Genomic DNA, 26,311 nt, shown 5'->3' on the forward strand with positions numbered 1-26,311 from the left:
ACAGCAGGCAGGCTGGTGCAATTCGCCTTGCACCATAGTGCGGACACCGAGGCGTTTGGTGCTGCGCTATGGCAGGCTTTGCCGGAAAAATGCCTGGTGTTTTTATATGGCGAATTGGGTGCCGGAAAAACCACTTTAATTAGGGGGTTATTGCGCGCCGCCGGTTATAGCCAGGCAGTGAGAAGCCCAACCTATAGTCTGGTCGAAGAATATCAGCTGGCCGGCAGGCAAGTGTTTCATTTCGACTTATATCGGCTCAAAGACCCGGAAGAACTGGAATGGATGGGCATGGCCGACTATCTGCAACAAACCGCCTTGTGTCTGATCGAATGGCCGCAAATGGGCCAAGGTTTTCTGCCGGCGGCTGATTTAGAAATTAATTTACGCTATCAGGCCGACATCCGGTTGCTGGAAATTCAAGCCCTAGCGCCTGCTTTAAAAAATTCTTTAATTCTCCACTGGAAAAACAAAGACATATTGCTATAATCTTAACAACATTATCAAGAATGCTTGGATACGATTATGCGATGCCTCCGTCAATTTTACCGGATACTGTGTTTTGCTGTGATTTCCTGTACAGCCAACGCTGAGCAATTGCAATTGAAATCCATCAGTTATTCCAGCCAGGAGCCAACCCACCTCGCTTTTGACTTGTCCGCGCCATGCCGCCACCGTTATTTCAGCCTCAGCAATCCCCATCGCCTGGTCATCGATCTAGAAAACACCCGGCTGAATCAGGTGTTAAATCAGCCGAATGATCATCCCCTGTTTGCCAATCTGCGTACCGGCATCCGCAACGGCCAGGATTTGCGCATAGTCATCGAGCTGAAAGGCTCGGCCCAGGGCAAATCGCTGTTGGTAGAAAAAAATAACGGCGCAGAACTGCAGTTTGATCTGCAGTTAAAAGCAGCTTTGCCGCAGAAGGTTGATCGTCATGCCGATCTGGTGGCAACCAGCTCTGTTAAAGCGGTCGAAACCCCAGTCACTCCAGTGCGCCCGGTGGCACTGAAAGCCCCTAAAACCAAAGGCCGGGATATCATTGTCGCCATTGATGCCGGTCACGGCGGCAAAGATATCGGAGCCCAAGGCGGTAACGGCACTCAGGAAAAAGACGTGGTTTTTGCCATTGCCAAACGCCTGGAGGCCATCATCAACAATCAGTCTGGCATGAAAGCCGCCATGATACGCAATGGTGATTATTTTGTGCCATTAAACCAGCGGGTGAGGCTGGCTCACGAGGCCAAAGCCGATCTGTTTGTCTCTATTCATGCTGATGCTTTTAATGATGCCAGTGCCCGTGGCGCGTCGGTATATACCCTGGCTAGCAAAGGTGCTTCCAGCGCCGGTGCCCGCTGGCTGGCTGACACCGAAAACGCCGCTGATGCCGTTGGCGGTAACGGCAATGACGCAGGTAACGATACCCTGGTTAGCATTCTGCACGATTTATCCAATAAAGCCGCCAAGGAAGCCAGTCAAAATGTCGGCAACAAGGTTCTGAAAAGCGTCAGAAGCTTGGGGGAATTACATAGAAGCGCTGTGCAAAAAGCCGGCTTCGTGGTGCTGAAATCACCGGATATTCCTTCCATTCTGGTAGAAACCGCTTTTATCTCCAATCCAGAAGAAGAAAATCGCCTCAATAGCCGAGCTTATCAGGACAGAATGGCCGCCGCCATGTTTGGCGGCATCATGGCGCATTTTCGGCAGTATGCCCCGGCCAATACCCTGTTGGCCCAGCAATCCAGGGCCGCTCGGGTTGTCCGTGCCCAAGTGGAAAATAATTCTTTGCCAGCCTCCGATAAACCCATGTTGCTGGCTGCTGTTCAAGACGAGGTTGTCGACAGCCTGGCCCAGCATACCATCAATCGTGGTGAAACCCTGTCCGGCATAGCCCAGCAATATCGAGTCTCCATGCGCGCTTTGCGTTTGGCCAATAAAATGAACGACGGCAATGTCAAGATCGGTCAGGTTTTGGTTATCCCGCCAGCGACCTGAGTGGTGGTATGCTGATAGTCTGGCACGCCATAACCAAAAAGTTTTTCCTCAGACACAAAAAAACCGCTCCAGCCCCAAGGGCTAAAGCGGTTTTTCAAGAACTAGGTTAGCGGTATTTATTTACCGGCTAACGCCAACTCAGCTCGCATTTCATCAATGACTTTTTTGTAATCCGGTTTGCCGAAAATCGCGGAACCAGCTACAAAAGTATCCGCACCGGCTTCTTTGATGGCGCGGATATTATCGGTTTTTACGCCGCCGTCGATTTCCAGGCGAATATCCAGGCCGCTATCATCAATGATTTTTCTCACCTGACGTAGTTTGTCCAGTGCGGAAGGAATAAACGATTGGCCGCCGAAGCCTGGGTTAACCGACATCAATAAAATCATGTCGATTTTATCCAGCACATAATCCAGATAATGCAAAGGTGTGCCTGGGTTGAATACCAGACCGGCTTTACAGCCTTGATCTTTAATCAGTTGCAGGGTGCGGTCAATATGCACAGAGGCTTCCGGGTGGAAAGTGATGATGCTGGCCCCGGCTTTGGCAAAATCAGGAATCAGGCGATCGACAGGCTCTACCATCAAATGCACGTCAATCGGTGCGGTAACGCCGTGTTTACGCAGTGCTTCGCAAACCAGGGGACCTATGGTCAGATTCGGCACAAAATGATTGTCCATAACATCGAAATGCACGATGTCTGCGCCCGCATTTAAAACGTTCACCACTTCTTCGCCTAAACGGGCAAAATCTGCGGAGAGAATGGAGGGGGCAATTAAATCTGCAGCCATTTTTTGATCCTCAAGGTTTGGTAAAAAAGGCTATTATAGCGTGATTACGGACATTGCTAAAAGCTGAATAAAATCCGGAGATATACCGTGCGGATATTGTCGGCTTGGCCAGGGCTGTTTTACCCGGATTGTCCATCCACATACCAACCAGAGGATACTTATGGCCGCCACCGCTTCCAATATGCTGCCACTGGGTAGCATCGCTCCCGATTTCAACCTGCCCGATACCACCACCGGCAAAACTTTCAGATTGTCTGATCTGCAAGGTCGGCTCGGTACAGTGGTGATGTTCATCTGCAACCATTGCCCGTTTGTACTGCATATTAAACAGCAGTTACAGGCCATACCACGCCAGTACACGCCGCTGGGCATCAGCTTTATCGCAATTAGTGCCAACGATATCGACAATTATCCGCAAGATGCCCCGGATAAAATGCAGGCTCTGATGGCAGAGTGGGGTAATCCCTTTGCTGCCTATTTATACGACGAGAGCCAGCAAGTGGCAAAAGCTTATCAGGCCGCCTGTACACCCGATATTTATCTGTTTGATGCATATTTGAATTGTGTGTATCGCGGTCGTCTGGATGCCTCCACCCCGCAAAATAACCAGCCAGTCACCGGGCAGGACTTGCGTAATGCGCTGGATCAATTGTTGGCCGGTCAAACCATCAGTGCCGAACAAACCCCCAGCATCGGTTGCAATATCAAATGGAAAAATGCCTGACAGCCAGGCGCCTAAGTTAATACTTAGCCTCCAACATGACACCCAAACATTTCAAATTTACGCATGACTAAAAAAACCGTTATCTTTCTTGCCATAGCTGCATTAGCCTTGCTGGCGGGTATATTTGCCCAGCGGATTCAGCAACTCAGCGAACAAACAGCTGCCACCGCGCCGCCTATTGAATTCAGCTTGCCGGATATCGACGATAAGCCCCATGCTATCAGCGAATGGCGCGGTAAATTTCTGGTGGTGAATTTTTGGGCATCCTGGTGTGGGCCTTGCATCAAAGAAATCCCCGAATTCATCAATATGCAAACCGAGCTGCAAGCCCAGGGTGTTCAGTTTATTGGTGTGGCTATCGAAGAAAAAGCGGCTGTGCTGGATTATCTGGCTCGTGTCCACATTAATTACCCTATTCTGGTTGCCGGAGAAGCCGGCCTGAGCCTGGCATACCGGCTGGGCAATATAATCAACGCCGTGCCGTTCAGCATTATCGTCAATCCTACGGGTCAAATTATCCATCATCAGCCCGGGGAATTAAGCAAAGACAAGCTGCTTTCTGTCCTTGCTCCCCTGCTGAATAAACCCAAAGCAGAATAATTTCGGTTTATTAACAGATTATCTGGACAATAGCCCACAAATTAGGCAAAATTTGCGCCTTTAAGGTTTTATCGTTTACCACCTGCTATGGCGCAAATCACCGTACTTAACGGCCCTAACTTAAACCTACTAGGTATCAGAGAGCCAGGGATTTACGGCACAACAAGTTTGGCGGATATTCAAACCAATCTGGAGCATCTGGCTGCCGATTTAAAGCTAGAGCTTGCTTTTGTGCAAAGCAATGCCGAGCATGTCCTGGTGGAACACATTCACGCCGCCTATCTGCAACATACTGATTTCATTATCATCAATCCTGCCGCTTTTACCCATACCAGTGTGGCGTTACGCGATGCCTTACTTGCCACCAAAATTCCGTTCATAGAGGTACATTTATCCAATGTCCATGCACGGGAGGCTTTTCGAACACATTCGTATTTTTCAGACATCGCCGTTGGCGTTATCTGTGGATTAGGTGCCAATGGTTATCTGCTGGCGCTGCAAGCTGCTCATCAATTTTTACAAGAGAGAACTCAGAACAATGGATATTAGAAAAATAAAAAAACTCATCGATCTCATCGAGGAATCCGATATTGCTGAGATAGAGATTACTGAAGGTGAAGAGTCAGTCCGAATCAACCGCTATTCATCGGCTCCTGCTCCGCAATATAGCCATTATGCGCCACCTGCACCCGCCGCTGCACCAGCGCCTGCTCCTGCCGTGCCGCTGGTTTCGGCAACAGCTGCCCCGGTCGAAGAAAAAATCCTTGGTCATCAAGTACTGTCACCTATGGTCGGCACGTTTTACCGCTCGGCTTCACCGGGCTCAGGATCATTTGTCGAAATCGGTCACACTGTTACTGTTGGTCAGACTTTGTGCATCATAGAAGCCATGAAAATTCTGAATCAAATTGAATCAGATAAAAGTGGAAAAATTAAACAAATTCTGGTGGAAAACGGTCATCCCGTCGAGTACGGTCAACCATTGTTCGTTATAGAATAAATTGCCACTGGGGGAACTATGTTCGAGAAAATTGTTATCGCCAATCGCGGCGAGATTGCATTGCGTATTTTACGCGCTTGCCGTGAACTGGGCGTCAAAACTGTCGCCGTCTATTCGCAAGCTGATCGTGATCTAAAACACGTGCGTCTGGCTGATGAAGCCGTCTGTATTGGCCCGGCACCTTCCGCATTAAGTTATTTGAATATCCCGGCTATTATCAGTGCTGCAGAAGTAACTGATGCTCAAGCCATTCATCCCGGTTATGGTTTTCTGTCGGAAAATGCCGATTTTTCTGAAAAAGTCAGCCAAAGCGGTTTTGTGTTTATCGGCCCCAAAGCGGATACTATTCGCATGATGGGCGATAAAATCTCCGCCAAAAAAGCCATGATTGCTGCCGGTATCCCTTGTGTACCGGGCAATGGTGAACCTTTGGGCGATGACGATGCCGCCAACCTGAAACTGGCCCGGGAGGTTGGTTATCCAGTCATCATCAAAGCCGCCGGTGGTGGCGGTGGTCGTGGTATGCGCACCGTGCATACCGAATCACATCTGATCAGCTCCATTAATCTGACCAAAGGCGAAGCGGCTGCTGCATTCGGCAACCCCACCGTGTATATGGAAAAATTTCTGGAAGACCCGCGCCATATCGAGTTTCAAGTGATGGCCGACTCTCACGGTAACGCCATCCATCTGGGTGAGCGGGATTGCTCCATGCAGCGCCGCCATCAGAAAGTGGTGGAGGAAGCTCCGGCACCGGGTATTACACCGGAACAGCGGCAAAGAATGGGTGAGCGTTGTGCACAGGCCTGCCGCGACATTGGCTATCTGGGGGCCGGTACTTTTGAGTTTTTATATGAAAAAGGCGAGTTCTTTTTTATCGAAATGAACACCAGGGTACAGGTGGAGCATCCGGTTACTGAAATGATCACCGGCTTTGATATCGTCAAAGAACAGCTTCGAGTAGCTGCCGGCGAACGTCTGTCCATCACTCAGGATCAGGTGACATTCACCGGTCATGCGGTGGAATGCCGTCTCAACGCAGAAGACCCGCAAACCTTTATGCCTTGTCCCGGCCTGATCGATCAGTTCCACATGCCGGGTGGCCCGGGTATCCGCTGCGAAACCCATATCTACAACGGTTACCGGGTGCCGCCGTATTACGATTCCATGATAGGCAAATTAATTGCTCATGGTGAAGACCGCGCCAGCGCCATTGCCAGAATGAGAACCGCTCTGAGTGAAATGGTTATCGACGGTATCAAAACCAATATTCCCTTGCAGCAAATGATTATGTCCGATGCGGCTTTTGCCGCCGGCGGCCAAAATATTCATTATCTGGAAAAGAAATTGGGTATTCATTAATGTAGAGAGGGCACGCTGTCGTGTGTCCTTCATAAACCCCCGCCCCCTTTTCTCAAAGGGGGGCGGGGGTTGCTTGGCTTAAACTGAAAGCATTTATTATGCAAAAAGTGGAATCCGCAAACATAGCTTTTGAAAAAAGGTGACAAGGCATTATCTTGGTAATCCCATCCTCAGCTTACCTATTAAGCCAGTCTGGTTCTAATAGAAAGCAGCAGTCAATCTCTTAACTGAAGTTTCCGCGAAATTCATCAAGCCACCATGCGTAATAACACGGCTACGATAGAATTTATTGGGGAGTTGCTGGGTTTAGGGCAAAGCCTAACAAAATCCTCATTAAGTGCGGCTTCAGCAATAATGTGTCGAACATCAGAAAAGGCAAAACTGGTTCGACCTTTAACTTTATGCCGACGCTCTGGGTCTGCTTTTAATTTATCAGCATAAATCCAAGCCAGGGTAGAAGCCATTAAGCAAAAGTTCAAGTGATTGATGACAGCCGCCGCTTTGCGGCATTGCGCCGATTGGCTGCCTATGTCTTGCTTCAGTTCTTTAAAGCCAGATTCTATTTTCCAACGTGCGCCATAAAATTCAATGATTTGATTCACCGACAACGTCAGATCTGTGGTAAACAAGGCTATCCATTGGGTTTTACGATACACCCAAACAACGCGAACAGAACATTTAAGTGTTTTTAGCACCACCACTTGATCATAGGCAGACACCTGACGCGTTTTACCGTAGAGTTCAACGGTATAGTTCTTTGCTAAAGAGACAAATTGTTTGGCTATCTCAGCCGTAGAACCGATACGCTTGCCGTACTTGGCAGGACGACCACGCTTGTTTTCTTTCGATTCGACGAGTTGATTATACAACACGTTGTTGCTCCGTAATCGAGATAGAATATGGAAGCGTAACCCTAAACATTTTCGTACGGGTTGCCATACACTATAGTTACCGAACCAACTATCCATGACAGCCAGCACAGGGGTGTTTGGAAAGTGTTGGCTTATGCCGATCAACATATGGCAGGCCTGTTCAAGTTTTGATTGAAAAGGCACAGGCTGATCTTTGATTCTGGCATTTTTCGAGTTTGCCGTTAGGGTTTTTTGCGCAATGTAAAATCGAAAATCCATGAATAAGCAACCCCAGCGGCCTTTGATGCGTTTAAGTAAACCAACGGCAACAATATTTTGAGCCCAAGGATATTGGCTTTGGTTTGTTTTGGCAGCATGATCAAATACTGTATCGCAAGCAAAGATATGGGTTCCTGATTTAGGGTTAATGGTGTCATCCAAAGCCAATAATAATCGTCCATCTGTTTCGGGTGATGGAATTAATCCCCAAATAGTTTGCCAAACACGCTGCCACGGCAAAGTGCTGGATGCCATAAACGTATAAAAACGCTTTTGGTTAAGGTCAATGCCAAATAAGGTGGTAAGACAGCGATAGCAGTTTGAGGTAATCGACGAGGTGAATGGGATGATAATGGAAAGCAGCGTATAGATGAATAATGAGGACCGCTCTTTGCCTAGTTCAGAGTGGCTAAATTGGGCTTGTAAGGGTTGTGTTATATCGCGTAAAATGAACATGAATGAGGTCTTTTTATTTGTCTAATCAAAGCGTTAGGAACTTTCATTATACAGTAAAACTTGATCTCATTCACTATCAAAGTATTGTTTTTTAAGGAAAATAAACAATTAATGTCTAACGTATATGATTAGTCGACAAGCGCCTAACATCAAAAGCAATTCTTTATAAACACTCGCAAAGCCTTCTAACAATCTACAAATTTTTGGGAAACTTCAGTCTCTTAATTAACCGATACATAGTCCAAGCCCAAACCAAACCGGCAAAACTTCCCATGCTTTAGCCTTGCAACAGGTATAAAATGCGGTTTTTATTTTTTCTGTGGTTAAACTATGGCATGGCATCAGCTTTCGGTGATAACGGATGAATCTACCGCACCGGAACTTTCGGATTTTTTTAGTGAATTAGGTGCCGTTTCGGTCACCTTCAGTGACGCAGAAGATGAGCCGGTTTATGAACCCGCTATCGATCAGACTATCATTTGGAGCAATACCAAAGTCACGGCACTGTTCGAACTGGACACCGATCCTGATGTAGTGCATACCCTGGTATTCAATCAGTTCATCGGTCAACCGCTGGATGGCTGGAATGCCGAAGTACTGCTGGATCAAGCCTGGGAGCGGGCCTGGATGGAGCATTACAAACCTATGAAGTTTGCCGATAAACTCTGGGTGTGTCCCACCGGGCAGGAACGTCACGAAGCCGGCACGATATGCATGACTTTAGATCCCGGTTTGGCCTTTGGCACCGGTACCCACCCAACCACCGCCTTATGTCTGGAATGGCTGGCCAGTCACGATTTGCAGGACAAAGTGGTTGTCGATTACGGCTGTGGCTCCGGCATATTGGCGGTTGCCGCCTTATTGTTGGGAGCCAAACATGTTCACGCTCTGGACATAGATCCGCAAGCTATAACTGCCAGCCGCGACAATGCCGAAAAAAATCAAGTCCAAGACCGCATCAGTTATTATTTGCCGGAGCAATTTGATGTTTTGACCGCTGATATTGTGGTTGCCAATATTCTAGCCAAGCCATTGATAGAGCTGGCCGGCCCTATTAGCGCCTTGGTTAAAGACGGCGGTAAGCTGGTGTTATCCGGTATACTCAAACAACAGGCCGGTGAAGTGGCGGCCAGCTATCGTCAATTGGGCCTGAATGTCCTCGGCACCTATGGTCGTGAAGACTGGTGCCGTATCGATGCCGAGCAAAAAACGGCCTAAATCTTAATTCTGGTTCGGCTTTATACCGCAGCTAAACCGCGGCTCCTGAATAGCACCTACCCCTATGGTTAAACCTGCAAGACATGAGTTATCCCCAGTTATTTCTGCAAAAACACGAAGATAAACGCCTGCGTCAAGGGCATTTATGGGTATTCAGCAATGAAGTGGATACCGGTCGTAGTCCGCTCAGCCAGTTTGCGCCTGGTGATCTGGTTAGCGTCCACGACCATGCCGGCAAGGCGCTGGGTGTGGCTTATGTCAATCCCAATGCCCTGATCTGCGCCCGGCTGTTATCCAGAAAACCCGCCGCTGCCATCGGCGAAAAATTCTTTACCGCCAGGCTCAGCGCCGCACTGGAATTACGCCAGCGCTTGTTCGAACAGCCTTATTACCGGCTGGTATTTGCAGAAAGCGATGGTCTGCCGGGTTTAGTGATAGATCGGTTTGGGCAGGTATTATCAGTACAGATCACCACTGCCGGTATGGAAAAGCACAAGGATTTGCTGATTGATATTCTGTTAAAACTGCTCAATCCGACGGCAATATTGTTAAAAAATGACACCAGTCAGCGCCAATTGGAAAATTTAAGTCTGGAACCGGTGCTGGCCTATGGTGATTTGGCGGATACCCTGGAAATAATCGAAAATAACTGCCGTTTCCATATTAATGTCGCAGATGGTCAAAAAACCGGCTGGTTTTACGATCACCGCCTGGGCCGCGCTCAGTTTGCTCAGTGGGCGCAAGGTCTTAAAGTGCTGGATTTGTTTAGTTACGCTGGCGGCTGGGGGATTCCCGCTGCCGTAGCCGGCGCCGTCGAAGTCACCTGTGTGGACAGCTCGGAAAGCGCGTTGGCTCTGGCTGGACAAAGCGCGGTTTTGAACGGCGTGCAAGATAAAATGCAATTCATCAAAGCGGATGTGTTTGAATTTCTTAAGCAGCAGGTCGAGCAAAACCAGCGTTATGATGCTGTAGTGTTGGATCCACCGGCACTGATCAAACGCAAAAAAGATTTCAAGGCTGGATATGAAGCCTATCGCCGCCTCAATCATCTGGCCTTGCAGGTTCTGAATAATCAAGGCCTGTTGGTCTCAGCTTCCTGCTCACATCATTTAAGCAGAGACAATCTGCACGAAATTCTCCGCTCATCCGCGCGCCACATCGACCGGCATTTGGTGATATTAGCCACCGGCGGCCAAGGTCCGGATCATCCCATTCATCCTGCTTTACCCGAAAGTGAATATTTAAAAACCTATTTTTGTGCGGTTTCCAGCCGTTTTTAATAGAAGTATGCAAAAGTATGTATTTCCCTGTACCCTGTGCCAACAGCCGGTATTGCTGACAGACTTTGTCTTGCATGATCACAACGATCAAAAACAATTCTGTTGCCAAGCCTGTCTGAGTGTATTTCAATTACTTAATCCCGAACTAACAATAATTAAACAACCCGTGGAGAAATTATTATGAAAGCTTGCGAATCCTGTCATGAGCGCGTCAATATCGGCTGCCACCATAAGCAACAACCGGTAATTGCCAGAGCTATAGGCTTACTGTTTATCTATCTGCCTATCCTGACTTTGCCGTTCGTGATCAGCAGCGCCTATCTGACTTACTGGAGTCTGAAGTTGGTCGGCGCCGAGAATGTGAAAAAGTGGGGTGATTACCTACCCAGCCGGGCGAGCCACCGCTATAATTTAAAAAACCAGATCACCATGGATGGCTCGTTCAAGTTCAGCATGGCCCAATCCAAACTGTTCTGGATACTCAATTGCACCTGGTACTGTCCATATAGCGTTGCGCTGTTTGAATGGCACGCCTATCTGGTCAAAGTGGTTGAAAACTGGTGGTGCCCATTTGGTCATGATCGTAAAGACAGCTATGTTGACGGTGCTATTGACCAGTCTTTCTGGCATATCTACCCGGAAGAAAAAGCCAAATTAACCGAAGCAGATAAAAATAATCCCATTTTTACCAGCGACAAGGTTGAATAATCATTAGTATTATATAATGCCCCGTGCTCGTGTAGTGCGGGGCGCGCGGCATCCACATCGTCCAGTGCTTTACCATGTAGTGTTAATCCTGGCCGCACATGATTTTTTACCTATTTGACAACGGAACAGTCTTACCATGACCTCTTTAAAACAGGCTCACACACCGCTCAACCCTTATATTATCTGGTTGCTATGGGGCATCGCTCTGGTTTTGCTGGGGTTGGTGTTTCGGGTCGGTATAGAAGAAATGGTCGATGTCTGGTTTAATGTCGAAGAATATAGTCATGGCTTTTTTATCCCCTGCATCAGCATCTATTTTCTCTGGTTAAGACGTAGTGAATTTCACCCGGTATCAGGTTTCAAAGACTCACTTGCCGGTTTGGGCCTGCTGCTGCTGGGTTTATTGATATTCGTGCCGGGTAGTTTGGCCGCCTTGTACGCGCTGGAGCAATATGCATTTCTAATCGCTTTTACCGGTCTGTTTGGTGTGGTGTTTGGTGTGCGTGGTTTGCGGATTGCAGCCATCCCATTGTTGTTTATGGTGTTTATGGTGCCGTTTCCGGCATTTATCATTAGTACCATCTCCTCCAAGCTGCAGTTGATATCCTCCTGGTTTGGCGTCGAATTCATTCGTGCCTGCAATATCATGGTCTATCTGGAAGGTAATGTCATTGATCTGGGGGTCTATAAACTTCAGGTGGTCGATGCCTGCAGCGGTTTGCGTTACCTGTTTCCTTTAGCTAGTCTGGCGTTTTTATGCGCCTATCTGTTTCATGGCCCTCTCTGGCAAAAATGGCTGATCTTTCTGTCATCTGCACCGCTGACCATTTTTATGAACAGCTTTCGTATCGGTGTAATAGGTGTCTTGGTTAACAGCTGGGGTACGGAAATGGCCGAAGGCTTTTTACATGACTTTGAAGGTTGGGCGGTATTTTTGTTGTGCATGGTATTGCTGTTTATTGAAATGTGGATCTTCAGCCGCATTAGCGGTAATAAAGTCCCTATCAACGAACTGGTGCAGATTCCTGATAACTGGTCAGGCGCACCTGCCGCGCCCAGCGGCCCTATCGTACTTAATCGCTCATTTTACGCGGTTCTGCTGTTGCTGTTGTTGGCTGCGGGCGTTTCGGAAAACTTTAAGGGCAGGGGAGACGACATCATCCCCCAGCGTAAAGCCTATATTAATTTCCCCAATCAAGTCGGTAACTGGCAGGGTAAAAACGATTATCTGGGTCAGGATTATTTGGATCAGCTTAAATTAACCGATTACGTAATCATGAATTACGCCCAGCCGCAAACTCGCAATGGTGTCAATTTTTACGCTGCCTATTACCAATCCCAACGTAAAGGCGCCACCATCCACTCACCGCGCAGTTGCATACCAGGTGGCGGCTGGCAAATCAGCCAGATCCGCGAAGTGGACTTTCCGGCATTAAGCCTGGATGGTCAAACCTTAAAACTGAACCGGGCTATCATCGAAAAAGACGAAACCCGGCAATTGGTGTACTTCTGGTTCGCCCAGCGCGGTCGTGACATCACCAATGAATACTTGGCCAAATGGTACTTGATCTATGATGCTATTACCATGAACCGTACCGATGGCTCGTTGATCAGGATTATTACCAATATAGACCGCATTGAAGGCGAAGAAGCGGCCGAACAACGCCTACAGGTATTTTTGAAAGACATCCTGCCGGTATTGCCGCCCTTTGTGCCCGGTCAAAATATTGTTGCTACGCATTAATCGATTTATTTTAGAATTGAGCTAATGCTGTCGGGATAAAATGGGACTGCCCCTGACTATTTCCGTTACGAGCCAGGGGCTGGATTGTTGTCAATTTCTAATTAAATTACCTAGTGGTTGACCACCATTACTTTGACGGAAGCGTCAGAGGATGTGCCGATTCTGGATGTGCGCTGCGATTGATGCGCATCACTATTCAGCGCATCCTACGCCATATCCGTCAAAATAAGATTGGTTGGTTACTAGGTTGTAAAGTCAGTAGCAAAGTCTGTTATAAATGACTATACTAGGCTTAGGTTCATCCGCTTAAAGCTAGATAATCTAATGATATTCACGCTATTATGCCAAGCAAAAAATCGATCAGTTTATTTGTTACCTATGCACGGGAAGACGAAATTTATCGTAAAGAACTGGCAAAGTGGCTGAAGCCATTGCAGCAGCAAGGCTTGATTGGCATATCGAATCATAAGGCCATATTATCCGGCGAGTATCGGGAAAATCACATTGACTACCATCTGGAAACAGCCGATCTGGTTTTGCTGCTGATCAGTCCAGACTTCATCGATTCCGATTATTGTTATCAAAATGAAATGCAAAGAGCCATTCAGCGTCACGAGCGGGGTGAATGCGTAGTGGTATTGATTTTCTTGCGCTGTACCGATATCGCTACTACCCCGCTTGCCAAGCTGCAAGTTTTGCCTACCGATTTAAAGCCGGTAAAAAGCTGGTCAGATTTGGATGAGGCATTCCATAATATTACTCAAGGTTTAAGCAAGCTTATCCAGCGCTTGCAGGTCCTGTCACACTTCAAATCGTCAACCGTTAGTCATAACACTCAATCTTTAACCGACCACAACGCGGCTATTGATAAAGTTCGGCTGTATGGGGAAATTACCCGCATTCTTACAGGTACCGAGCGGCACGAATTGCAATGGCTAACAGGCGTCGTGAAAGAATATGCCCCTAATCTGCTGGCTACTTTAACGCCAGACAAGCCAGTCTGGGCTGAACAAATGGGCGCCGATCAATTTGGTCCTTATGCCGTATTCATATTCAACGGCATAAAGCAAATCTTCCGCTGGATCAAGCCGGGCGAGTTTATGATGGGCTCGCCACCGCATGAGGACAAACGTTATGATGACGAAGATCTGCATCAGGTGACGATCAGCCAAGGTTTCTGGATTGCTGATACTGCTGTTACTCAGGCATTTTGGCGCGCAGTCATGGGTGCTAATCCCTGTCATTTTCGGGATAACTCTTTAAATCCGATGGACAGTGTCAGTTGGTTGGATGTGCAGGAATTCATACAGCGGTTAATTGCGTTTTACCATGGTCTGCCGGTGAGTTTGCCCAGTGAAGCCCAATGGGAATACGCCTGTCGGGCCGGTACCATTTCCCCGTTTTCTCTGGGGGAAAATATCACCCCGCTACTGGTTAATTATAACGGCATTAAGCCATATGCTGGCGCGGATCATGGTTTAAATAGAAAAAGAACTGTGCCCGTCAAATCCCTGCCTCCAAATGCCTGGGGTTTATATGAAATGCACGGCAATGTCTGGGAATGGTGCCAGGACAATTGGCAAGAACATTTAGCAGTCGCAATCGCAGTCGACATCGATATGTCTTCAGAAGAACGAGATCGGCGGGTGTTGCGTGGTGGCTCTTGGCTTAGTGGTGGAGTGCTCTGCCGCTCAGCTTACCGTTGTTACTGGCATCAGGGGCTACGCAACTCAAGTGCGGGCTTTCGACTGGTGTTAAACCAATAGCAAATCAAATTGACTGCGTCATTAATTAATGGCCGATTGTGTAAAGAATTTTAGATTGTATCTGTCATATGTGCCGACAACACCGGTCTGCATAATTGTGCTTTAGTCCGTCCTTAGCCATTCTCTCAAAAAACATTTCCGATAAGTTATTGATCTTAAAAGTAGGGCTAAAATAAATTCACAAAGTCGTCAAAAAGGGGTTGCCGAAGGCAAAATTCCCCGTATAATGGGCGGCTCTTCAGCGGTGATTGATTCCTGGAATCGAACAGCGGTGGGGCGAGACGAACAGGTTTTCAGTGTTGTTAAGTAACGGTTTTAATTGAGGTTGTTGCTTAATAGTCGGGTGTTGGTTTTCGGTCGTTGGGTGATGAGGTAGTGAGTTTTTAATGCCGAATCGCACATCACTTCTGAAAAAAAACGCTTGACTGAAATAAGAAAGGCTGTATAATTTGTCGGCTCAACGGGGCGAAAGCCTCAGCTCTTTAACAACCGAATCGAAATAATTTGTGTGGGTATGTGTCGAGATTTAAGCTTTGCTTAATAGAAAGATCGACACAGAGAGACACGTCAATTTAGCAGTACAGACGCTCTGTCGTCGAGCCAAGAGATTGGACACTAATCTTATTTAGTGTCAGTTGAAATTAAACTGAAGAGTTTGATCATGGCTCAGATTGAACGCTGGCGGTATGCTTAACACATGCAAGTCGAACGGTAGCAGGCCTTCGGGCGCTGACGAGTGGCGGACGGGTGAGTAATGCATAGGAATCTGCCTCATAGTGGGGGATAACGTGGGGAAACTCACGCTAATACCGCATACGACCTACGGGTGAAAGCGGGGGACCTTCGGGCCTCGCGCTATGAGATGAGCCTATGTTGGATTAGCTAGTTGGTAGGGTAATGGCCTACCAAGGCGACGATCCATAGCTGGTCTGAGAGGATGATCAGCCACACTGGGACTGAGACACGGCCCAGACTCCTACGGGAGGCAGCAGTGGGGAATATTGGACAATGGGCGGAAGCCTGATCCAGCAATACCGCGTGTGTGAAGAAGGCCTGAGGGTTGTAAAGCACTTTCAATGGGAAGGAATACCTATCGGCGAATACCCGGTAGACTGACATTACCCATACAAGAAGCACCGGCTAACTCCGTGCCAGCAGCCGCGGTAATACGGAGGGTGCAAGCGTTAATCGGAATTACTGGGCGTAAAGCGTGCGTAGGCGGTGATTTAAGTCAGATGTGAAAGCCCTGGGCTTAACCTGGGAACTGCATTTGATACTGGGTCACTAGAGTTGAGTAGAGGAGAGTGGAATTTCAGGTGTAGCGGTGAAATGCGTAGAGATCTGAAGGAACACCAGTGGCGAAGGCGGCTCTCTGGACTCAAACTGACGCTGAGGTACGAAAGCGTGGGTAGCAAACAGGATTAGATACCCTGGTAGTCCACGCCGTAAACGATGTCAACTAACCGTTGGGTTCTTAAAGAACTTAGTGGTGGAGCTAACGTATTAAGTTGACCGCCTGGGGAGTACGGCCGCAAGGCTAAAACTCAAATGAATTGACGGGGGCCCGCACAAGCGGTGGAGCATGTGGTTTAATTCGATGCAACGCGAAGAACCTTACCTACCCTTGACATCCAGAGAATCTGTTAGAGATAGCGGAGTGCCTTCGGGAACTCTGAGACAGGTGCTGCATGGCTGTCGTCAGCTCGTGTCGTGAGATGTTGGGTTAAGTCCCGTAACGAGCGCAACCCTTATCCTTAGTTGCCAACAGTTCGGCTGGGAACTCTAGGGAGACTGCCGGTGATAAACCGGAGGAAGGTGGGGACGACGTCAAGTCATCATGGCCCTTATGGGTAGGGCTACACACGTGCTACAATGGCCGGTACAGAGGGCAGCAAACTCGCGAGAGCCAGCAAATCCCAAAAAGCCGGTCCTAGTCCGGATTGCAGTCTGCAACTCGACTGCATGAAGTCGGAATCGCTAGTAATCGCGGATCAGAATGCCGCGGTGAATACGTTCCCGGGCCTTGTACACACCGCCCGTCACACCATGGGAGTGGGTTGCAAAAGAAGTAGGTAGTTTAACCTTCGGGAGGGCGCTTACCACTTTGTGATTCATGACTGGGGTGAAGTCGTAACAAGGTAGCCCTAGGGGAACCTGGGGCTGGATCACCTCCTTACAAAGTCAAAGCCATCCTGGCACGTATCCACAACAAATTATTTCGATAGAAAACACGACGCACCTGGGTCTGTAGCTCAGTTGGTTAGAGCGCACCCCTGATAAGGGTGAGGTCGGAGGTTCAACTCCTCCCAGACCCACCAACTAAACCGGGCCGAGGCAAGCAGCATAGCAAGCCGACGCCAAGCCGCCGCTGAAAAGCGAAGGCCAAGAAAGCCAAGCCGTAAGCCATACCCACAAAGGGGCCATAGCTCAGCTGGGAGAGCGCCTGCCTTGCACGCAGGAGGTCAGGAGTTCGATCCTCCTTGGCTCCACCATAACCGCGCGTCGATGTTTTAGATGAAGGACACACTCACAACTCCATGTCGTTTGAATCCTGTAGGCTGAGATCAGCTTAACCGGATAGAGAACAGACCGCATGGAATTGGGAGAATAACCCCAATCGCTCTTTAACAATTTGGAAATCTGTAAAACGTAAACATCACGAAAGTCAAGATCGTGATGGGTTCTGTTCACTGTGAAAACAGTGGGCACAACACTCAAGCAAAAATCAGCGAACATGTCAGCAGACTAGAAACTCAAAAGCACTGAAGTGAAGTGAGAGGAGAAAGTTAAAGCGCAAGCCGCACACGCAAGTGATGAGGCCCAAGCCCAAACAACACCGAGCACCGAACAACAGACGCATTCGGGTTATATGGTCAAGTGAATAAGCGCATACGGTGAATGCCTTGGCAGTAAGAGGCGATGAAGGACGTTGTAGCATGCGAAAAGCTTTGGGGAGCTTGCAAACAAGCCCTGATCCAGAGATGTCCGAATGGGGAAACCCGGCGGGGATAACCCCGTCATCCTTCCGTGAATACATAGCGGCTGGAAGCGAACCCGGAGAACTGAAACATCTAAGTACCCGGAGGAAAAGAAATCAACCGAGATTCCCTAAGTAGTGGCGAGCGAACGGGGACTAGCCCTTAAGCTAGGAAAAAGTTAGTGGAACGGTCCTGGAAAGACCGGCGGCACAGGGTGATAGCCCCGTACACGAAAACTTTCTCTTAGTGAAAACGAGTAGGTCGGAGCACGAGAAACTCTGATTGAACATGGGGGGACCATCCTCCAAGGCTAAATACTCCTTACTGACCGATAGTGAACTAGTACCGTGAGGGAAAGGCGAAAAGAACCCCGGAGAGGGGAGTGAAATAGAACCTGAAACCGTATGCGTACAAGCAGTGGGAGCCCCTTCGTGGGGTGACTGCGTACCTTTTGTATAATGGGTCAGCGACTTACATTTTGTGGCAAGCTTAACTGAATAAGGGAGGCGTAGCGAAAGCGAGTCTTAATAGGGCGTTTAGTCGCAAGGTGTAGACCCGAAACCGGGCGATCTATCCATGGCCAGGCTGAAGGTCAGGTAATACTGACTGGAGGGCCGAACCCACGTCTGTTGAAAAAGACGGGGATGAGCTGTGGATAGGAGTGAAAGGCTAATCAAGCTCGGAGATAGCTGGTTCTCCTCGAAAGCTATTTAGGTAGCGCCTCGTGTATCACTCTTGGGGGTAGAGCACTGTTTCGGCTAGGGGGTCATCCCGACTTACCAACCCGATGCAAACTCCGAATACCAAGAAGTGCCAGCACGGGAGACACACGGCGGGTGATAAGGTCCGTCGTGAAAAGGGAAACAGCCCAGACCGTCAGCTAAGGTCCCCAAATCTATGCTCAGTGGGAAACGATGTGGAAAGGCCCAGACAGCCAGGAGGTTGGCTTAGAAGCAGCCACCCTTTAAAGAAAGCGTAATAGCTCACTGGTCGAGTCGGTCTGCGCGGAAGATTCACCGGGGCTAAGCATAGTACCGAAGCTACGGATTTACGCTTAGGCGTGAGTGGTAGAGGAGCGTTCCGTACGCCTGCGAAGGTTCATTGAGAAGTGGGCTGGAGGTATCGGAAGTGCGAATGCTGACATAAGTAACGATAAAGAGGGTGAAAAACCCTCTCGCCGAAAACCCAAGGTTTCCTGCGCAACGTTAATCGACGCAGGGTTAGTCGGCACCTAAGGCGAGGCCGAAAGGCGTAGTCGATGGAAAACAGGTTAATATTCCTGTACCAATGTTAACTGCGATGGGGTGACGGAGAAGGCTACATCAGCTGTCGGTTGGAAGTGGCAGTTTAAGCGAGTAGGCAGTGAGTCTAGGCAAATCCGGATTCATAATGCTGAGACGTGATGACGAGTGTCTTGAGAGAGACGCGAAGTGATGAATGCCCTGCTTCCAGGAAAAACCTCTAAGCTTCAGGTTAACAGTGGCCGTACCCCAAACCGACACAGGTGGGTGGGATGAAAATTCTAAGGCGCTTGAGAGAACCCGGGTGAAGGAACTAGGCAAAATGATACCGTAACTTCGGGAGAAGGTATGCCTTTGATAAGTGAAGTCCCTCGCGGACGGAGCGTAAGGAGGTTGCAAAAAATCGGTGGCTGCGACTGTTTAGCAAAAACATAGCACTCTGCAAACACGAAAGTGGACGTATAGGGTGTGACGCCTGCCCGGTGCTGGAAGGTTAATTGATGGGGTTATCTTCGGAGAAGCTCTTGATCGAAGCCCCAGTAAACGGCGGCCGTAACTATAACGGTCCTAAGGTAGCGAAATTCCTTGTCGGGTAAGTTCCGACCTGCACGAATGGCGTAACGATGGCCACACTGTCTCCACCCGGGACTCAGTGAAATTGAAATCGCTGTGAAGATGCAGTGTACCCGCGGCTAGACGGAAAGACCCCGTGCACCTTTACTATAGCTTGACACTGGACTTTGAACCTACTTGTGTAGGATAGGTGGGAGGCTTAGAAGCAGGAACGCTAGTTCTTGTGGAGCCGACCTTGAAATACCACCCTGGTATGTTTGGAGTTCTAACCTAGAGCCGTCATCCGGCTTGGGGACAGTGTCTGGTGGGTAGTTTGACTGGGGCGGTCTCCTCCCAAAGAGTAACGGAGGAGCACGAAGGTACCCTCAGCCTGGTCGGAAATCAGGCAATGAGTGCAAAGGCATAAGGGTGCTTGACTGCGAGACGGACAAGTCGAGCAGGTACGAAAGTAGGTCTTAGTGATCCGGTGGTTCTGTATGGAAGGGCCATCGCTCAACGGATAAAAGGTACGCCGGGGATAACAGGCTGATACCGCCCAAGAGTTCATATCGACGGCGGTGTTTGGCACCTCGATGTCGGCTCATCACATCCTGGGGCTGAAGCAGGTCCCAAGGGTATGGCTGTTCGCCATTTAAAGTGGTACGCGAGCTGGGTTCAGAACGTCGTGAGACAGTTCGGTCCCTATCTGCCGTGGGCGTTTGAGATTTGAGGGAAGCTGCTCCTAGTACGAGAGGACCGGAGTGGACGAACCTCTGGTGTTCCGGTTGTCATGCCAATGGCATTGCCGGGTAGCCACGTTCGGACAGGATAACCGCTGAAAGCATCTAAGCGGGAAGCCCCTCCCAAGATGAGATCTCACTGGGACTATAAGTCCCCTGAAGGGCCGTTGAAGACGACGACGTTGATAGGTACGATGTGGAAGTGCAGTAATGCATGTAGCTAACGTATACTAATTGCCCGTGAGGCTTGACCATATAACACCCAATGCGTTTGGTGTTTGTTGGCAAAGCGCTGATAAAATGCGAGAGAAACGAAAAGAACTGACGAATACAGATTTCCAGACGCCTTTGAGAAGCAAAAAAGCAAAAAAGATTGCAAAAGCGATAGCGATGCAATAGTCATAGCCAACGTAGAAATACGGGAGGACTAAGACTTAAAGCCTCAAAGGTCTGACGGCAGGTTAAAGAACCGCCTGCCCACCAAAATTGCTTGGTGACCATAGCGAGCGTGAACCACCCGATCCCATCCCGAACTCGGAAGTGAAACCGCTTAGCGCCGATGATAGTGTGGCAGTTTGCCATGTGAAAGTAGGACATTGCCAAGCTTCTAACTCCAAAAGCCCAATCTAATCATTGGGCTTTTTTTTTGCCTAAAGAAATTAAGTCCAACGACATTGAGTGACTACTCTCAATTTGGCAAGCTTATAACACCCACTGCCTCAGTAAGTTTAGAACCTGAGTCTGATCCGGTAAACCAGTTCTCGCACCTAATTGTTGGCAACATAAACCACCGGCAGCACTAGCGTAACGCAGTAGTTCAGGCCAGGCCAATTCGGCGGCCAATCCAGCCGCGAATGCACCGTGAAAGGCATCACCGGCTCCGGTGCTGTCAACGGCGGTGACCGGTGGCGCAGCAAGTTTGCCTTGTTCGGTGCCGCGCCGCCAGATCAGGCCGTGTTCGCCCAGAGTGATCACCACCACCGGGCTTAGAGCTGCCAGTTCCGTAAGGGCCAGATCGACAGTGCCGCTGTATTGGCAGGCAAATTTTTCAGAACACACCAGATAATCCACTCGTTCCATTAACAGTCGGGTGCCTTCATGCAGGGAGCCGGCATCCAGTACCGAGGGGGTGTTTTGCTGAGCCGGGCTGTTGAGCAGGGTTAAACTCAATGGCCCTTCATGGCCGTCGCATAAAATCACTTTTGCTTGTACCTGAGTAAAATCCAGACAGTCCGGGCTTAGTGCTATGACCTCTTTGTAATTGATCAGGCTGCGCTTGCCGTCCGGTTTAACCAGTACCGTGGATAAAGGTGTGGCCGCTGGGCCGCGAACCACCAGGCGGGTATCCACGTTGTAATGTTGCAATTCCTGAAGATGACTGGTGCCGAAGCTGTCATTACCCAGATAGCCGGCGAAGCCGGCTTTGCAGCCCAGACGGCTGACCATTACCGCTGCATTGGCCGCTGGGCCGCCACCGCAACCGAGCAGTTTGTCGGCGACGGTTTTTTCGTCCGGGCCGGGATGTGAATTGACTGAGAACACCAGATCATAACTGGCGTGGCCGATGCAGAGCACATCAAGCTGAACAGGGGATGCGGACATGGTGGTTAAGCAAAAATTTCATGAAAACACAGCATTTATTTTACAGGCAATTTTGGCTTTGCTGAGTTATTTTGGTGGGATGTGATTTTATTTCGTTATTTATCAAATAGTTATGATGGGTTGGCGGTGATTTCGCCCTGCTGGGTGGCAGCAGGGCGGGGGCGGCTTAAAATCGGTAATCGTTTTGTTCTTTGCCCAGCACGGTGATAGCTTGTTTGTGGTGAACGGGAATATAACCGTTTTCATTGTAAAAACGGCCTTGTACCAGATTAAATTCACTGGAGGTGGCCAGGTCGGCGGTTTTTTGGTCTTCGATGTCCAGCAAGATGCTTTGCGCATTAACAGTATTGGCCAGGCCGTTAAACTGCTGGAGTTTCTCCGGGAGTAGACTGTCGCGGTTGCGTTCGAAATTCAGCGCCGACAAGCCGATAAACTCCGGCGCCGCACGGGAAATTAATTCAATTGCGGTCTTTTCCAAGCTGTAATGGTCAAATTTTAAAGCCAGCCGGTAACCGCGTTTATGGTAGTTATTCAAGCCTTTTAACAGCGATTGAAAGAAGCGGGCGTAAACATTATTCACCGTCATGGTGATGGCCACGTTTTCGGTTTGCAGGCCGCATTTGACTATGACTTCCTCAAAATAGGCACCGTGGTCTTCCTTTACCCCCAGAATATGGCGGGGATCGACATCCAGGAACAATAGCTCGTCCAGATGTGATTGCGGTAGATAATTCAGCATATGCACCGCTCTGGATAAGCGGTCAAAATTAATGATAGTCTGGGAATTGGCGGTTTCTACCGGCGGCAATTCTACCAGTTGATCCAGTTCACCCTGCTTGAGGGCCTGGGCCGGATTGGCTGCCACACTGAGCTGGGCGGTGTGGCCTATGATGGTGTGATCAGGCGTCGCTGTATGAACAGCTGCCAGCGTGCTGCCTATTTTAATAGGGCCGTATAAGGCATGGACGCGTTTGTTTTCTAAAATGAAGGGTCTGAACCCGCTATTGTGTTCGTGTTCAAGCCGGTCATTAAAATATTCCACTAATTGTTGTAGAGGCATGAAATTTTCCTTTTTTATGCAAGTTGATCATCAGGCTTTTGGCGAAACCCAGACATCGAGGGGGCGAAAAAAAAAGGGCGGCTACACCGCCCTGAGACTTCCGTGTTAGGTGAGGAGGAATTACCTAGTCCATTGATCGCGTATCTACAGTCTGCTTGACTGTGGGGTTAATGATAAGAAAATATTCAAATTAAATAAAACGATATAATTCGAATTTTAAATTACATTTAACGATATAAGTACGAGATAAAGAACCGGCTGTGAGATTCACTACTCAGCCCGGTTAGATGATGGGAACCGGCAAGAGTTCCCAAATCGAAGCTAAGGTTTGGTGGTGGGTAACGATTGGCTGGCGGTACCGGGTGCGCCGGTCAGTTTTTCCCACAGGGTTTGGTCAAGTTCCCGTTTGGGTAAGTCGATGCTGGTTTCGGTGCTGGCTTTGTTGGTGGCGGGTGCGGCGCCGGGCCGGTAGTCACCTTGCATGCCGATCAGGGTTTCGCCGTTAAACAGCAGAGTCAGGCGTTTTTGCACGCGGTCTTCGCCGCCGGGTTGTTTGGCGTAAATGTAATCCCAACGATTGTCGTGAAAACTGTCGCTCAACATCGGTGAACCCATAATGAATAACACCTGGCGCTTGTTCATATTGGGCCGGAGCTGATCCACCTGGCTTTGCTCTATCATATTGCCTTGCTCAATATCCAGTTTATAGACGCCTGGCACGTTATTTAGTAGGAATGAGCAGGCCGGCAGCGCCAAGCTGGCGGTCAGAGCAAGCCATAATGCGGGTTTGTTCATGAAATAAAAAACTAAATTGACCGAAATTGAGCCCATTATCCCATAATTCCATCAGCGGCTTTCAGCAAAAAACGATACAATGACTTTGTTTGTGAGCGTTTAACGGAGGGCAGACTTGTGGAAACGCAGGATTTACGAAATGCTGGTTTAAAGGTGACTTTGCCCAGAGTCAAGATATTGGAAATTCTGGAAAAGCAGCAGGATGACCGGCATTTATCTGCCGAAAAGGTGTATAAAATCCTGTTAAGCGAAGGCGAAGAAATCGGCTTGGCTACAGTGTATCGGGTGTTGACCCAATTTGAAGCGGCGGGTTTGGTCAATCGTCATCATTTTGAAGGCGGCAACTCGATTTTTGAAATCAATAAGGGCAGTCATCATGATCACGTTGTGTGCATGAAGTGCGGCAAAGTTGATGAATTTAACGATGAAGTTATTGAAAAGCGCCAGGACGAAATCGCCAAACGTCTAGGGTATGAATTAACCGACCACAGTTTATATCTATACGGCTACTGTCACGATTGTAAGTCCGCCTAAAACCATAACATGTTCAGACCATTAATCTTTTTCATAGGCTTGCGCTATACCCGCGCCAAGCGCCGTACTCAATTTATCTCATTTATTACCCTGACTTCGGTATTGGGCATCGCCTTAGGAGTGACGGCACTGATAGCCGTGCTGTCGGTGATGAACGGCTTTGAAGCCGAATTGCGGGAACGCATTTTGGGCATGACCGCCCATAGCACCATCAGCGGCCGGTTTGGCCAGCTGGAAAACTGGCAAACCCTGGCCGAGCGCACCCGCAAATTGCCGCATGTGGAAGGGGTTGCGCCTTTTACCCAAGGCCAGGTGATGATCAACGCCGATCGTCAGGTTAGTGGTTCCATGCTGCAGGGCATCCTGCCGGAATATGAAGCCAATGTTTCCGAAGTGGCGGCTCACATGACCCAGGGACAGCTCAGCGACTTAAAATCCGGTGAATTCGGCATTGTGCTGGGTATTGAACTGGCCCATTATCTGGGGGTGGGTGTTGGAGAAAAGCTGACCGTCATTACTCCGCAAGTCAATTCTACCCCGGCGGGTATCCTGCCGCGCCTGAAACGCTTTACCGTAGTGGGTACTTTCCAGGTGGGTATGTATGAGTATGACCGCAATATGGCCATGATTCATCTGGATGATGCCGGTAAATTATTTCGCATAGAACCGGCAGTCAGCGGTTTGCGGCTAAAACTGGATGATTTATTCAATGCCCCGGTGATTACCCAGGATCTGGCGGATGCGCTGGGTGACGATTATCGGGTCAGCGACTGGACCAAGGCACACAGTAATTTCTTCCGTGCCGTACAAACCGAAAAACGCGCCATGTTTATTATTCTGCTGCTGATTGTGGCGGTGGCTGCGTTTAATATTGTTTCCACTCTGGTGATGGTGGTCACCGATAAACGCGGTGATATTGCCATTTTAAAAACTCAGGGCTTATCCGATCTTGCCGTGATGGGTATTTTTATTGTATTGGGTTGTGTGATCGGTAGCATCGGCACCCTGTTAGGTACCGCAGGCGGTGTGCTGCTGGCCTTGAATGTGGAAACCATCGTGCCGGCTATTGAAAAGGCTTTTGGTATTCATTTTATGGCCGCCGACGTGTACTACATCAGCGAAGTACCTTCCAAATTAAGTTGGGTGGATGTTTACTGGATTGCCGGTATGGCGTTTGTGCTGTCCTTGTTGGCCACCTTGTATCCGGCCTGGCAAGCATCGCGCATCAATCCTGCCGAGGTATTACGTTATGAGTAATTCGGTGATTTTGCAGTGCCGGGATTTGACCAAGCGTTATGTGCAAGGCGATTTGAATGTTGAGGTATTAAAAGGGGTAGACCTGCAGATTCTGGCCGGTGAACGGGTAGCCATCATGGGCGCATCCGGTTCCGGCAAAAGCACTTTGTTGCATTTGTTGGGTGGTTTGGAAAAGCCCAGCAGCGGCAGCGTGATCCTGGATGGTTACGATTACAACCAACTGCGCGGCGCCAAATTAGGCCGCTTGCGTAACCAGTCCCTGGGTTTTATTTATCAGTTTCATCACCTGCTGGGTGAATTTAGCGTGTTGGAAAACGTGGCTATGCCGTTATTGATAGCTAAGGTCAGTATTCGCGAGGCAGAAATCAAAGCCACGGCTTTATTGAAACGGGTGGGGCTGGGTCATCGCATTTTGCATAAGCCCGGCGAATTGTCCGGTGGTGAGCGCCAGCGTGCCGCCGTGGCCAGAGCCTTGATCAATAAACCCAAATGCGTATTGGCTGATGAACCTACCGGGAATCTGGATAGTAAAACCGCCGAACAAATCTATCAATTGATGCTGGAATTAAACCAGGAATTGCAGGTGAGTTTTCTGGTTGTTACCCATGACCCGGATCTGGCTGCGCGGATGGATAAAGTATTGCACATGGAAGATGGTTTGATTGTGGATGCGTTGTTGGGTTGAAAAATTGCTTGGTTTGGCGTTTCTTTGTGTCAGGTTGGGTGATTGTTTTTTAAACGAGTAGTTTGCTGCGAATGATGTGTTTAACACATTCTTAAA

General features: G+C 48.9%; 20 protein-coding genes, 2 tRNA genes and 3 rRNA genes. 20 read left to right on the forward strand and 5 right to left on the reverse strand.

The window, feature by feature from the left end; translation table 11 throughout:
* Nucleotides 1-15 precede the first annotated feature (15 nt).
* Entirely contained in the window at nucleotides 16-486 is a 471-nt protein-coding gene (gene tsaE / locus KEF85_RS04590; RefSeq protein ID WP_215583542.1) for a tRNA (adenosine(37)-N6)-threonylcarbamoyltransferase complex ATPase subunit type 1 TsaE, read from the forward strand.
* Nucleotides 487-564: 78 nt separating this feature from the next.
* Nucleotides 565-1,992, forward strand: a complete 1,428-nt coding sequence (locus KEF85_RS04595; RefSeq protein ID WP_246535037.1) for an N-acetylmuramoyl-L-alanine amidase — start codon at nucleotides 565-567, stop codon at nucleotides 1,990-1,992.
* Between the two features lie 116 nt (nucleotides 1,993-2,108).
* On the opposite strand, the gene rpe is transcribed toward KEF85_RS04595, so the two are convergent.
* Complete coding sequence (gene rpe / locus KEF85_RS04600) at nucleotides 2,109-2,783, reverse strand: ribulose-phosphate 3-epimerase (RefSeq protein WP_215583544.1); 675 nt, start codon at nucleotides 2,781-2,783, stop codon at nucleotides 2,109-2,111.
* Between the two features lie 160 nt (nucleotides 2,784-2,943).
* Between rpe and KEF85_RS04605 the strand changes: the two genes are divergently transcribed.
* From KEF85_RS04605 to accC, 5 genes are all read left to right on the forward strand, one after another.
* Nucleotides 2,944-3,507: a thioredoxin family protein gene (locus KEF85_RS04605; RefSeq protein ID WP_215583545.1), complete on the forward strand. Its 564-nt coding sequence runs from the start codon at nucleotides 2,944-2,946 to the stop codon at nucleotides 3,505-3,507.
* Between the two features lie 63 nt (nucleotides 3,508-3,570).
* Nucleotides 3,571-4,107 (forward strand): TlpA family protein disulfide reductase, encoded by a 537-nt coding sequence (locus KEF85_RS04610; RefSeq protein ID WP_215583546.1) that lies wholly within the window; start codon nucleotides 3,571-3,573, stop codon nucleotides 4,105-4,107.
* Between the two features lie 87 nt (nucleotides 4,108-4,194).
* Nucleotides 4,195-4,656: a type II 3-dehydroquinate dehydratase gene (gene aroQ / locus KEF85_RS04615; RefSeq protein WP_215583547.1), complete on the forward strand. Its 462-nt coding sequence runs from the start codon at nucleotides 4,195-4,197 to the stop codon at nucleotides 4,654-4,656.
* Entirely contained in the window at nucleotides 4,646-5,107 is a 462-nt protein-coding gene (gene accB / locus KEF85_RS04620; protein ID WP_215583548.1) for an acetyl-CoA carboxylase biotin carboxyl carrier protein, read from the forward strand. Before aroQ ends, accB begins: the two co-directional genes overlap by 11 nt.
* 18 nt (nucleotides 5,108-5,125) lie before the next feature.
* Nucleotides 5,126-6,469 carry an acetyl-CoA carboxylase biotin carboxylase subunit gene (gene accC / locus KEF85_RS04625; RefSeq protein WP_215583549.1) on the forward strand — a complete coding sequence of 448 codons (1,344 nt, stop codon included), beginning with the start codon at nucleotides 5,126-5,128 and terminating at the stop codon, nucleotides 6,467-6,469.
* A 248-nt stretch (nucleotides 6,470-6,717) separates the two neighbouring features.
* On the opposite strand, the gene KEF85_RS04630 is transcribed toward accC, so the two are convergent.
* On the reverse strand, nucleotides 6,718-8,055 hold the full coding sequence (locus KEF85_RS04630) for an IS701 family transposase (RefSeq protein ID WP_215580473.1): 1,338 nt from the start codon (nucleotides 8,053-8,055) through the stop codon (nucleotides 6,718-6,720).
* 330 nt (nucleotides 8,056-8,385) lie between these two features.
* Here KEF85_RS04630 and prmA point away from each other — a divergent pair, with 330 nt between their 5' ends.
* The 10 genes from prmA (at nucleotide 8,386) to rrf (ending at nucleotide 20,887) form a co-directional block, all read left to right on the forward strand.
* On the forward strand, nucleotides 8,386-9,273 hold the full coding sequence (prmA, locus tag KEF85_RS04635; protein ID WP_215583550.1) for a 50S ribosomal protein L11 methyltransferase: 888 nt from the start codon (nucleotides 8,386-8,388) through the stop codon (nucleotides 9,271-9,273).
* A gap of 83 nt (nucleotides 9,274-9,356) precedes the next feature.
* Nucleotides 9,357-10,553 (forward strand): class I SAM-dependent rRNA methyltransferase, encoded by a 1,197-nt coding sequence (locus KEF85_RS04640; RefSeq protein ID WP_215583551.1) that lies wholly within the window; start codon nucleotides 9,357-9,359, stop codon nucleotides 10,551-10,553.
* A gap of 180 nt (nucleotides 10,554-10,733) precedes the next feature.
* Nucleotides 10,734-11,261, forward strand: coding sequence for a hypothetical protein (locus KEF85_RS04645; RefSeq protein WP_215583552.1), 528 nt, complete (start codon nucleotides 10,734-10,736; stop codon nucleotides 11,259-11,261).
* A 136-nt stretch (nucleotides 11,262-11,397) separates the two neighbouring features.
* Nucleotides 11,398-13,005, forward strand: a complete 1,608-nt coding sequence (gene xrtD, locus KEF85_RS04650; protein WP_215583553.1) for a VPLPA-CTERM-specific exosortase XrtD — start codon at nucleotides 11,398-11,400, stop codon at nucleotides 13,003-13,005.
* 341 nt (nucleotides 13,006-13,346) lie between these two features.
* On the forward strand, nucleotides 13,347-14,771 hold the full coding sequence (locus KEF85_RS04655) for an SUMF1/EgtB/PvdO family nonheme iron enzyme (protein WP_215583554.1): 1,425 nt from the start codon (nucleotides 13,347-13,349) through the stop codon (nucleotides 14,769-14,771).
* Between the two features lie 643 nt (nucleotides 14,772-15,414).
* Nucleotides 15,415-16,947: ribosomal RNA gene (locus tag KEF85_RS04660) — 16S ribosomal RNA — on the forward strand.
* Between the two features lie 65 nt (nucleotides 16,948-17,012).
* Nucleotides 17,013-17,089 (forward strand) — tRNA-Ile (locus KEF85_RS04665).
* 98 nt (nucleotides 17,090-17,187) lie between these two features.
* Nucleotides 17,188-17,263: transfer RNA gene (locus KEF85_RS04670), tRNA-Ala, on the forward strand.
* A 379-nt stretch (nucleotides 17,264-17,642) separates the two neighbouring features.
* A 23S ribosomal RNA gene (locus tag KEF85_RS04675) occupies nucleotides 17,643-20,537 on the forward strand.
* 234 nt (nucleotides 20,538-20,771) lie between these two features.
* Nucleotides 20,772-20,887, forward strand: a 5S ribosomal RNA gene (gene rrf / locus KEF85_RS04680).
* Together the 16S, 23S and 5S rRNA genes with 2 tRNA genes alongside form the textbook arrangement of a ribosomal RNA operon.
* Before the next feature lie 97 nt (nucleotides 20,888-20,984).
* On the opposite strand, the gene KEF85_RS04685 is transcribed toward rrf, so the two are convergent.
* The 3 genes from KEF85_RS04685 to KEF85_RS04695 all read right to left on the reverse strand — a co-directional run bounded on the left by KEF85_RS04685 (nucleotide 20,985) and on the right by KEF85_RS04695 (nucleotide 23,739).
* On the reverse strand, nucleotides 20,985-21,884 hold the full coding sequence (locus KEF85_RS04685; RefSeq protein ID WP_215583555.1) for a carbohydrate kinase family protein: 900 nt from the start codon (nucleotides 21,882-21,884) through the stop codon (nucleotides 20,985-20,987).
* 166 nt (nucleotides 21,885-22,050) lie between these two features.
* Complete coding sequence (locus tag KEF85_RS04690; protein ID WP_215583556.1) at nucleotides 22,051-22,944, reverse strand: hypothetical protein; 894 nt, start codon at nucleotides 22,942-22,944, stop codon at nucleotides 22,051-22,053.
* 321 nt (nucleotides 22,945-23,265) lie between these two features.
* On the reverse strand, nucleotides 23,266-23,739 hold the full coding sequence (locus KEF85_RS04695; RefSeq protein WP_215583557.1) for an outer membrane protein assembly factor BamE: 474 nt from the start codon (nucleotides 23,737-23,739) through the stop codon (nucleotides 23,266-23,268).
* 117 nt (nucleotides 23,740-23,856) lie between these two features.
* Between KEF85_RS04695 and fur the strand changes: the two genes are divergently transcribed.
* The 3 genes from fur to lolD are packed head-to-tail and all read left to right on the forward strand — an operon-like array spanning nucleotide 23,857 to nucleotide 26,215.
* Nucleotides 23,857-24,273, forward strand: coding sequence for a ferric iron uptake transcriptional regulator (fur, locus tag KEF85_RS04700; protein ID WP_215583558.1), 417 nt, complete (start codon nucleotides 23,857-23,859; stop codon nucleotides 24,271-24,273).
* Between the two features lie 9 nt (nucleotides 24,274-24,282).
* A complete protein-coding gene (locus KEF85_RS04705) occupies nucleotides 24,283-25,530 on the forward strand; it encodes a lipoprotein-releasing ABC transporter permease subunit (RefSeq protein WP_215583559.1) in 1,248 nt (415 codons plus the stop codon).
* Nucleotides 25,523-26,215, forward strand: coding sequence for a lipoprotein-releasing ABC transporter ATP-binding protein LolD (gene lolD / locus KEF85_RS04710; protein WP_215583560.1), 693 nt, complete (start codon nucleotides 25,523-25,525; stop codon nucleotides 26,213-26,215). Before KEF85_RS04705 ends, lolD begins: the two co-directional genes overlap by 8 nt.
* The last annotated feature ends 96 nt before the right edge of the window (nucleotides 26,216-26,311 follow it).

Origin of the sequence: Methylomonas paludis, from assembly GCF_018734325.1 — a bacterium.
Classification (GTDB): domain Bacteria; phylum Pseudomonadota; class Gammaproteobacteria; order Methylococcales; family Methylomonadaceae; genus Methylomonas; species Methylomonas paludis.

Coding starts and splice junctions, on each gene's coding strand:
- prmA (WP_215583550.1), top strand. CDS start 8,386: ATGGCATGGCATCAGCTTTCGGTGATAACGGATGAATCTACCGCACCG.
- accC (WP_215583549.1), top strand. CDS start 5,126: ATGTTCGAGAAAATTGTTATCGCCAATCGCGGCGAGATTGCATTGCGT.
- KEF85_RS04645 (WP_215583552.1), top strand. CDS start 10,734: ATGAAAGCTTGCGAATCCTGTCATGAGCGCGTCAATATCGGCTGCCAC.
- KEF85_RS04705 (WP_215583559.1), top strand. CDS start 24,283: ATGTTCAGACCATTAATCTTTTTCATAGGCTTGCGCTATACCCGCGCC.
- KEF85_RS04695 (WP_215583557.1), bottom strand. CDS start 23,739: ATGAACAAACCCGCATTATGGCTTGCTCTGACCGCCAGCTTGGCGCTG.
- accB (WP_215583548.1), top strand. CDS start 4,646: ATGGATATTAGAAAAATAAAAAAACTCATCGATCTCATCGAGGAATCC.
- KEF85_RS04610 (WP_215583546.1), top strand. CDS start 3,571: ATGACTAAAAAAACCGTTATCTTTCTTGCCATAGCTGCATTAGCCTTG.
- aroQ (WP_215583547.1), top strand. CDS start 4,195: ATGGCGCAAATCACCGTACTTAACGGCCCTAACTTAAACCTACTAGGT.
- KEF85_RS04690 (WP_215583556.1), bottom strand. CDS start 22,944: ATGCCTCTACAACAATTAGTGGAATATTTTAATGACCGGCTTGAACAC.
- KEF85_RS04685 (WP_215583555.1), bottom strand. CDS start 21,884: ATGTCCGCATCCCCTGTTCAGCTTGATGTGCTCTGCATCGGCCACGCC.
- KEF85_RS04605 (WP_215583545.1), top strand. CDS start 2,944: ATGGCCGCCACCGCTTCCAATATGCTGCCACTGGGTAGCATCGCTCCC.
- lolD (WP_215583560.1), top strand. CDS start 25,523: ATGAGTAATTCGGTGATTTTGCAGTGCCGGGATTTGACCAAGCGTTAT.
- rpe (WP_215583544.1), bottom strand. CDS start 2,783: ATGGCTGCAGATTTAATTGCCCCCTCCATTCTCTCCGCAGATTTTGCC.
- xrtD (WP_215583553.1), top strand. CDS start 11,398: ATGACCTCTTTAAAACAGGCTCACACACCGCTCAACCCTTATATTATC.
- KEF85_RS04630 (WP_215580473.1), bottom strand. CDS start 8,055: ATGTTCATTTTACGCGATATAACACAACCCTTACAAGCCCAATTTAGC.
- KEF85_RS04640 (WP_215583551.1), top strand. CDS start 9,357: ATGAGTTATCCCCAGTTATTTCTGCAAAAACACGAAGATAAACGCCTG.
- KEF85_RS04655 (WP_215583554.1), top strand. CDS start 13,347: ATGCCAAGCAAAAAATCGATCAGTTTATTTGTTACCTATGCACGGGAA.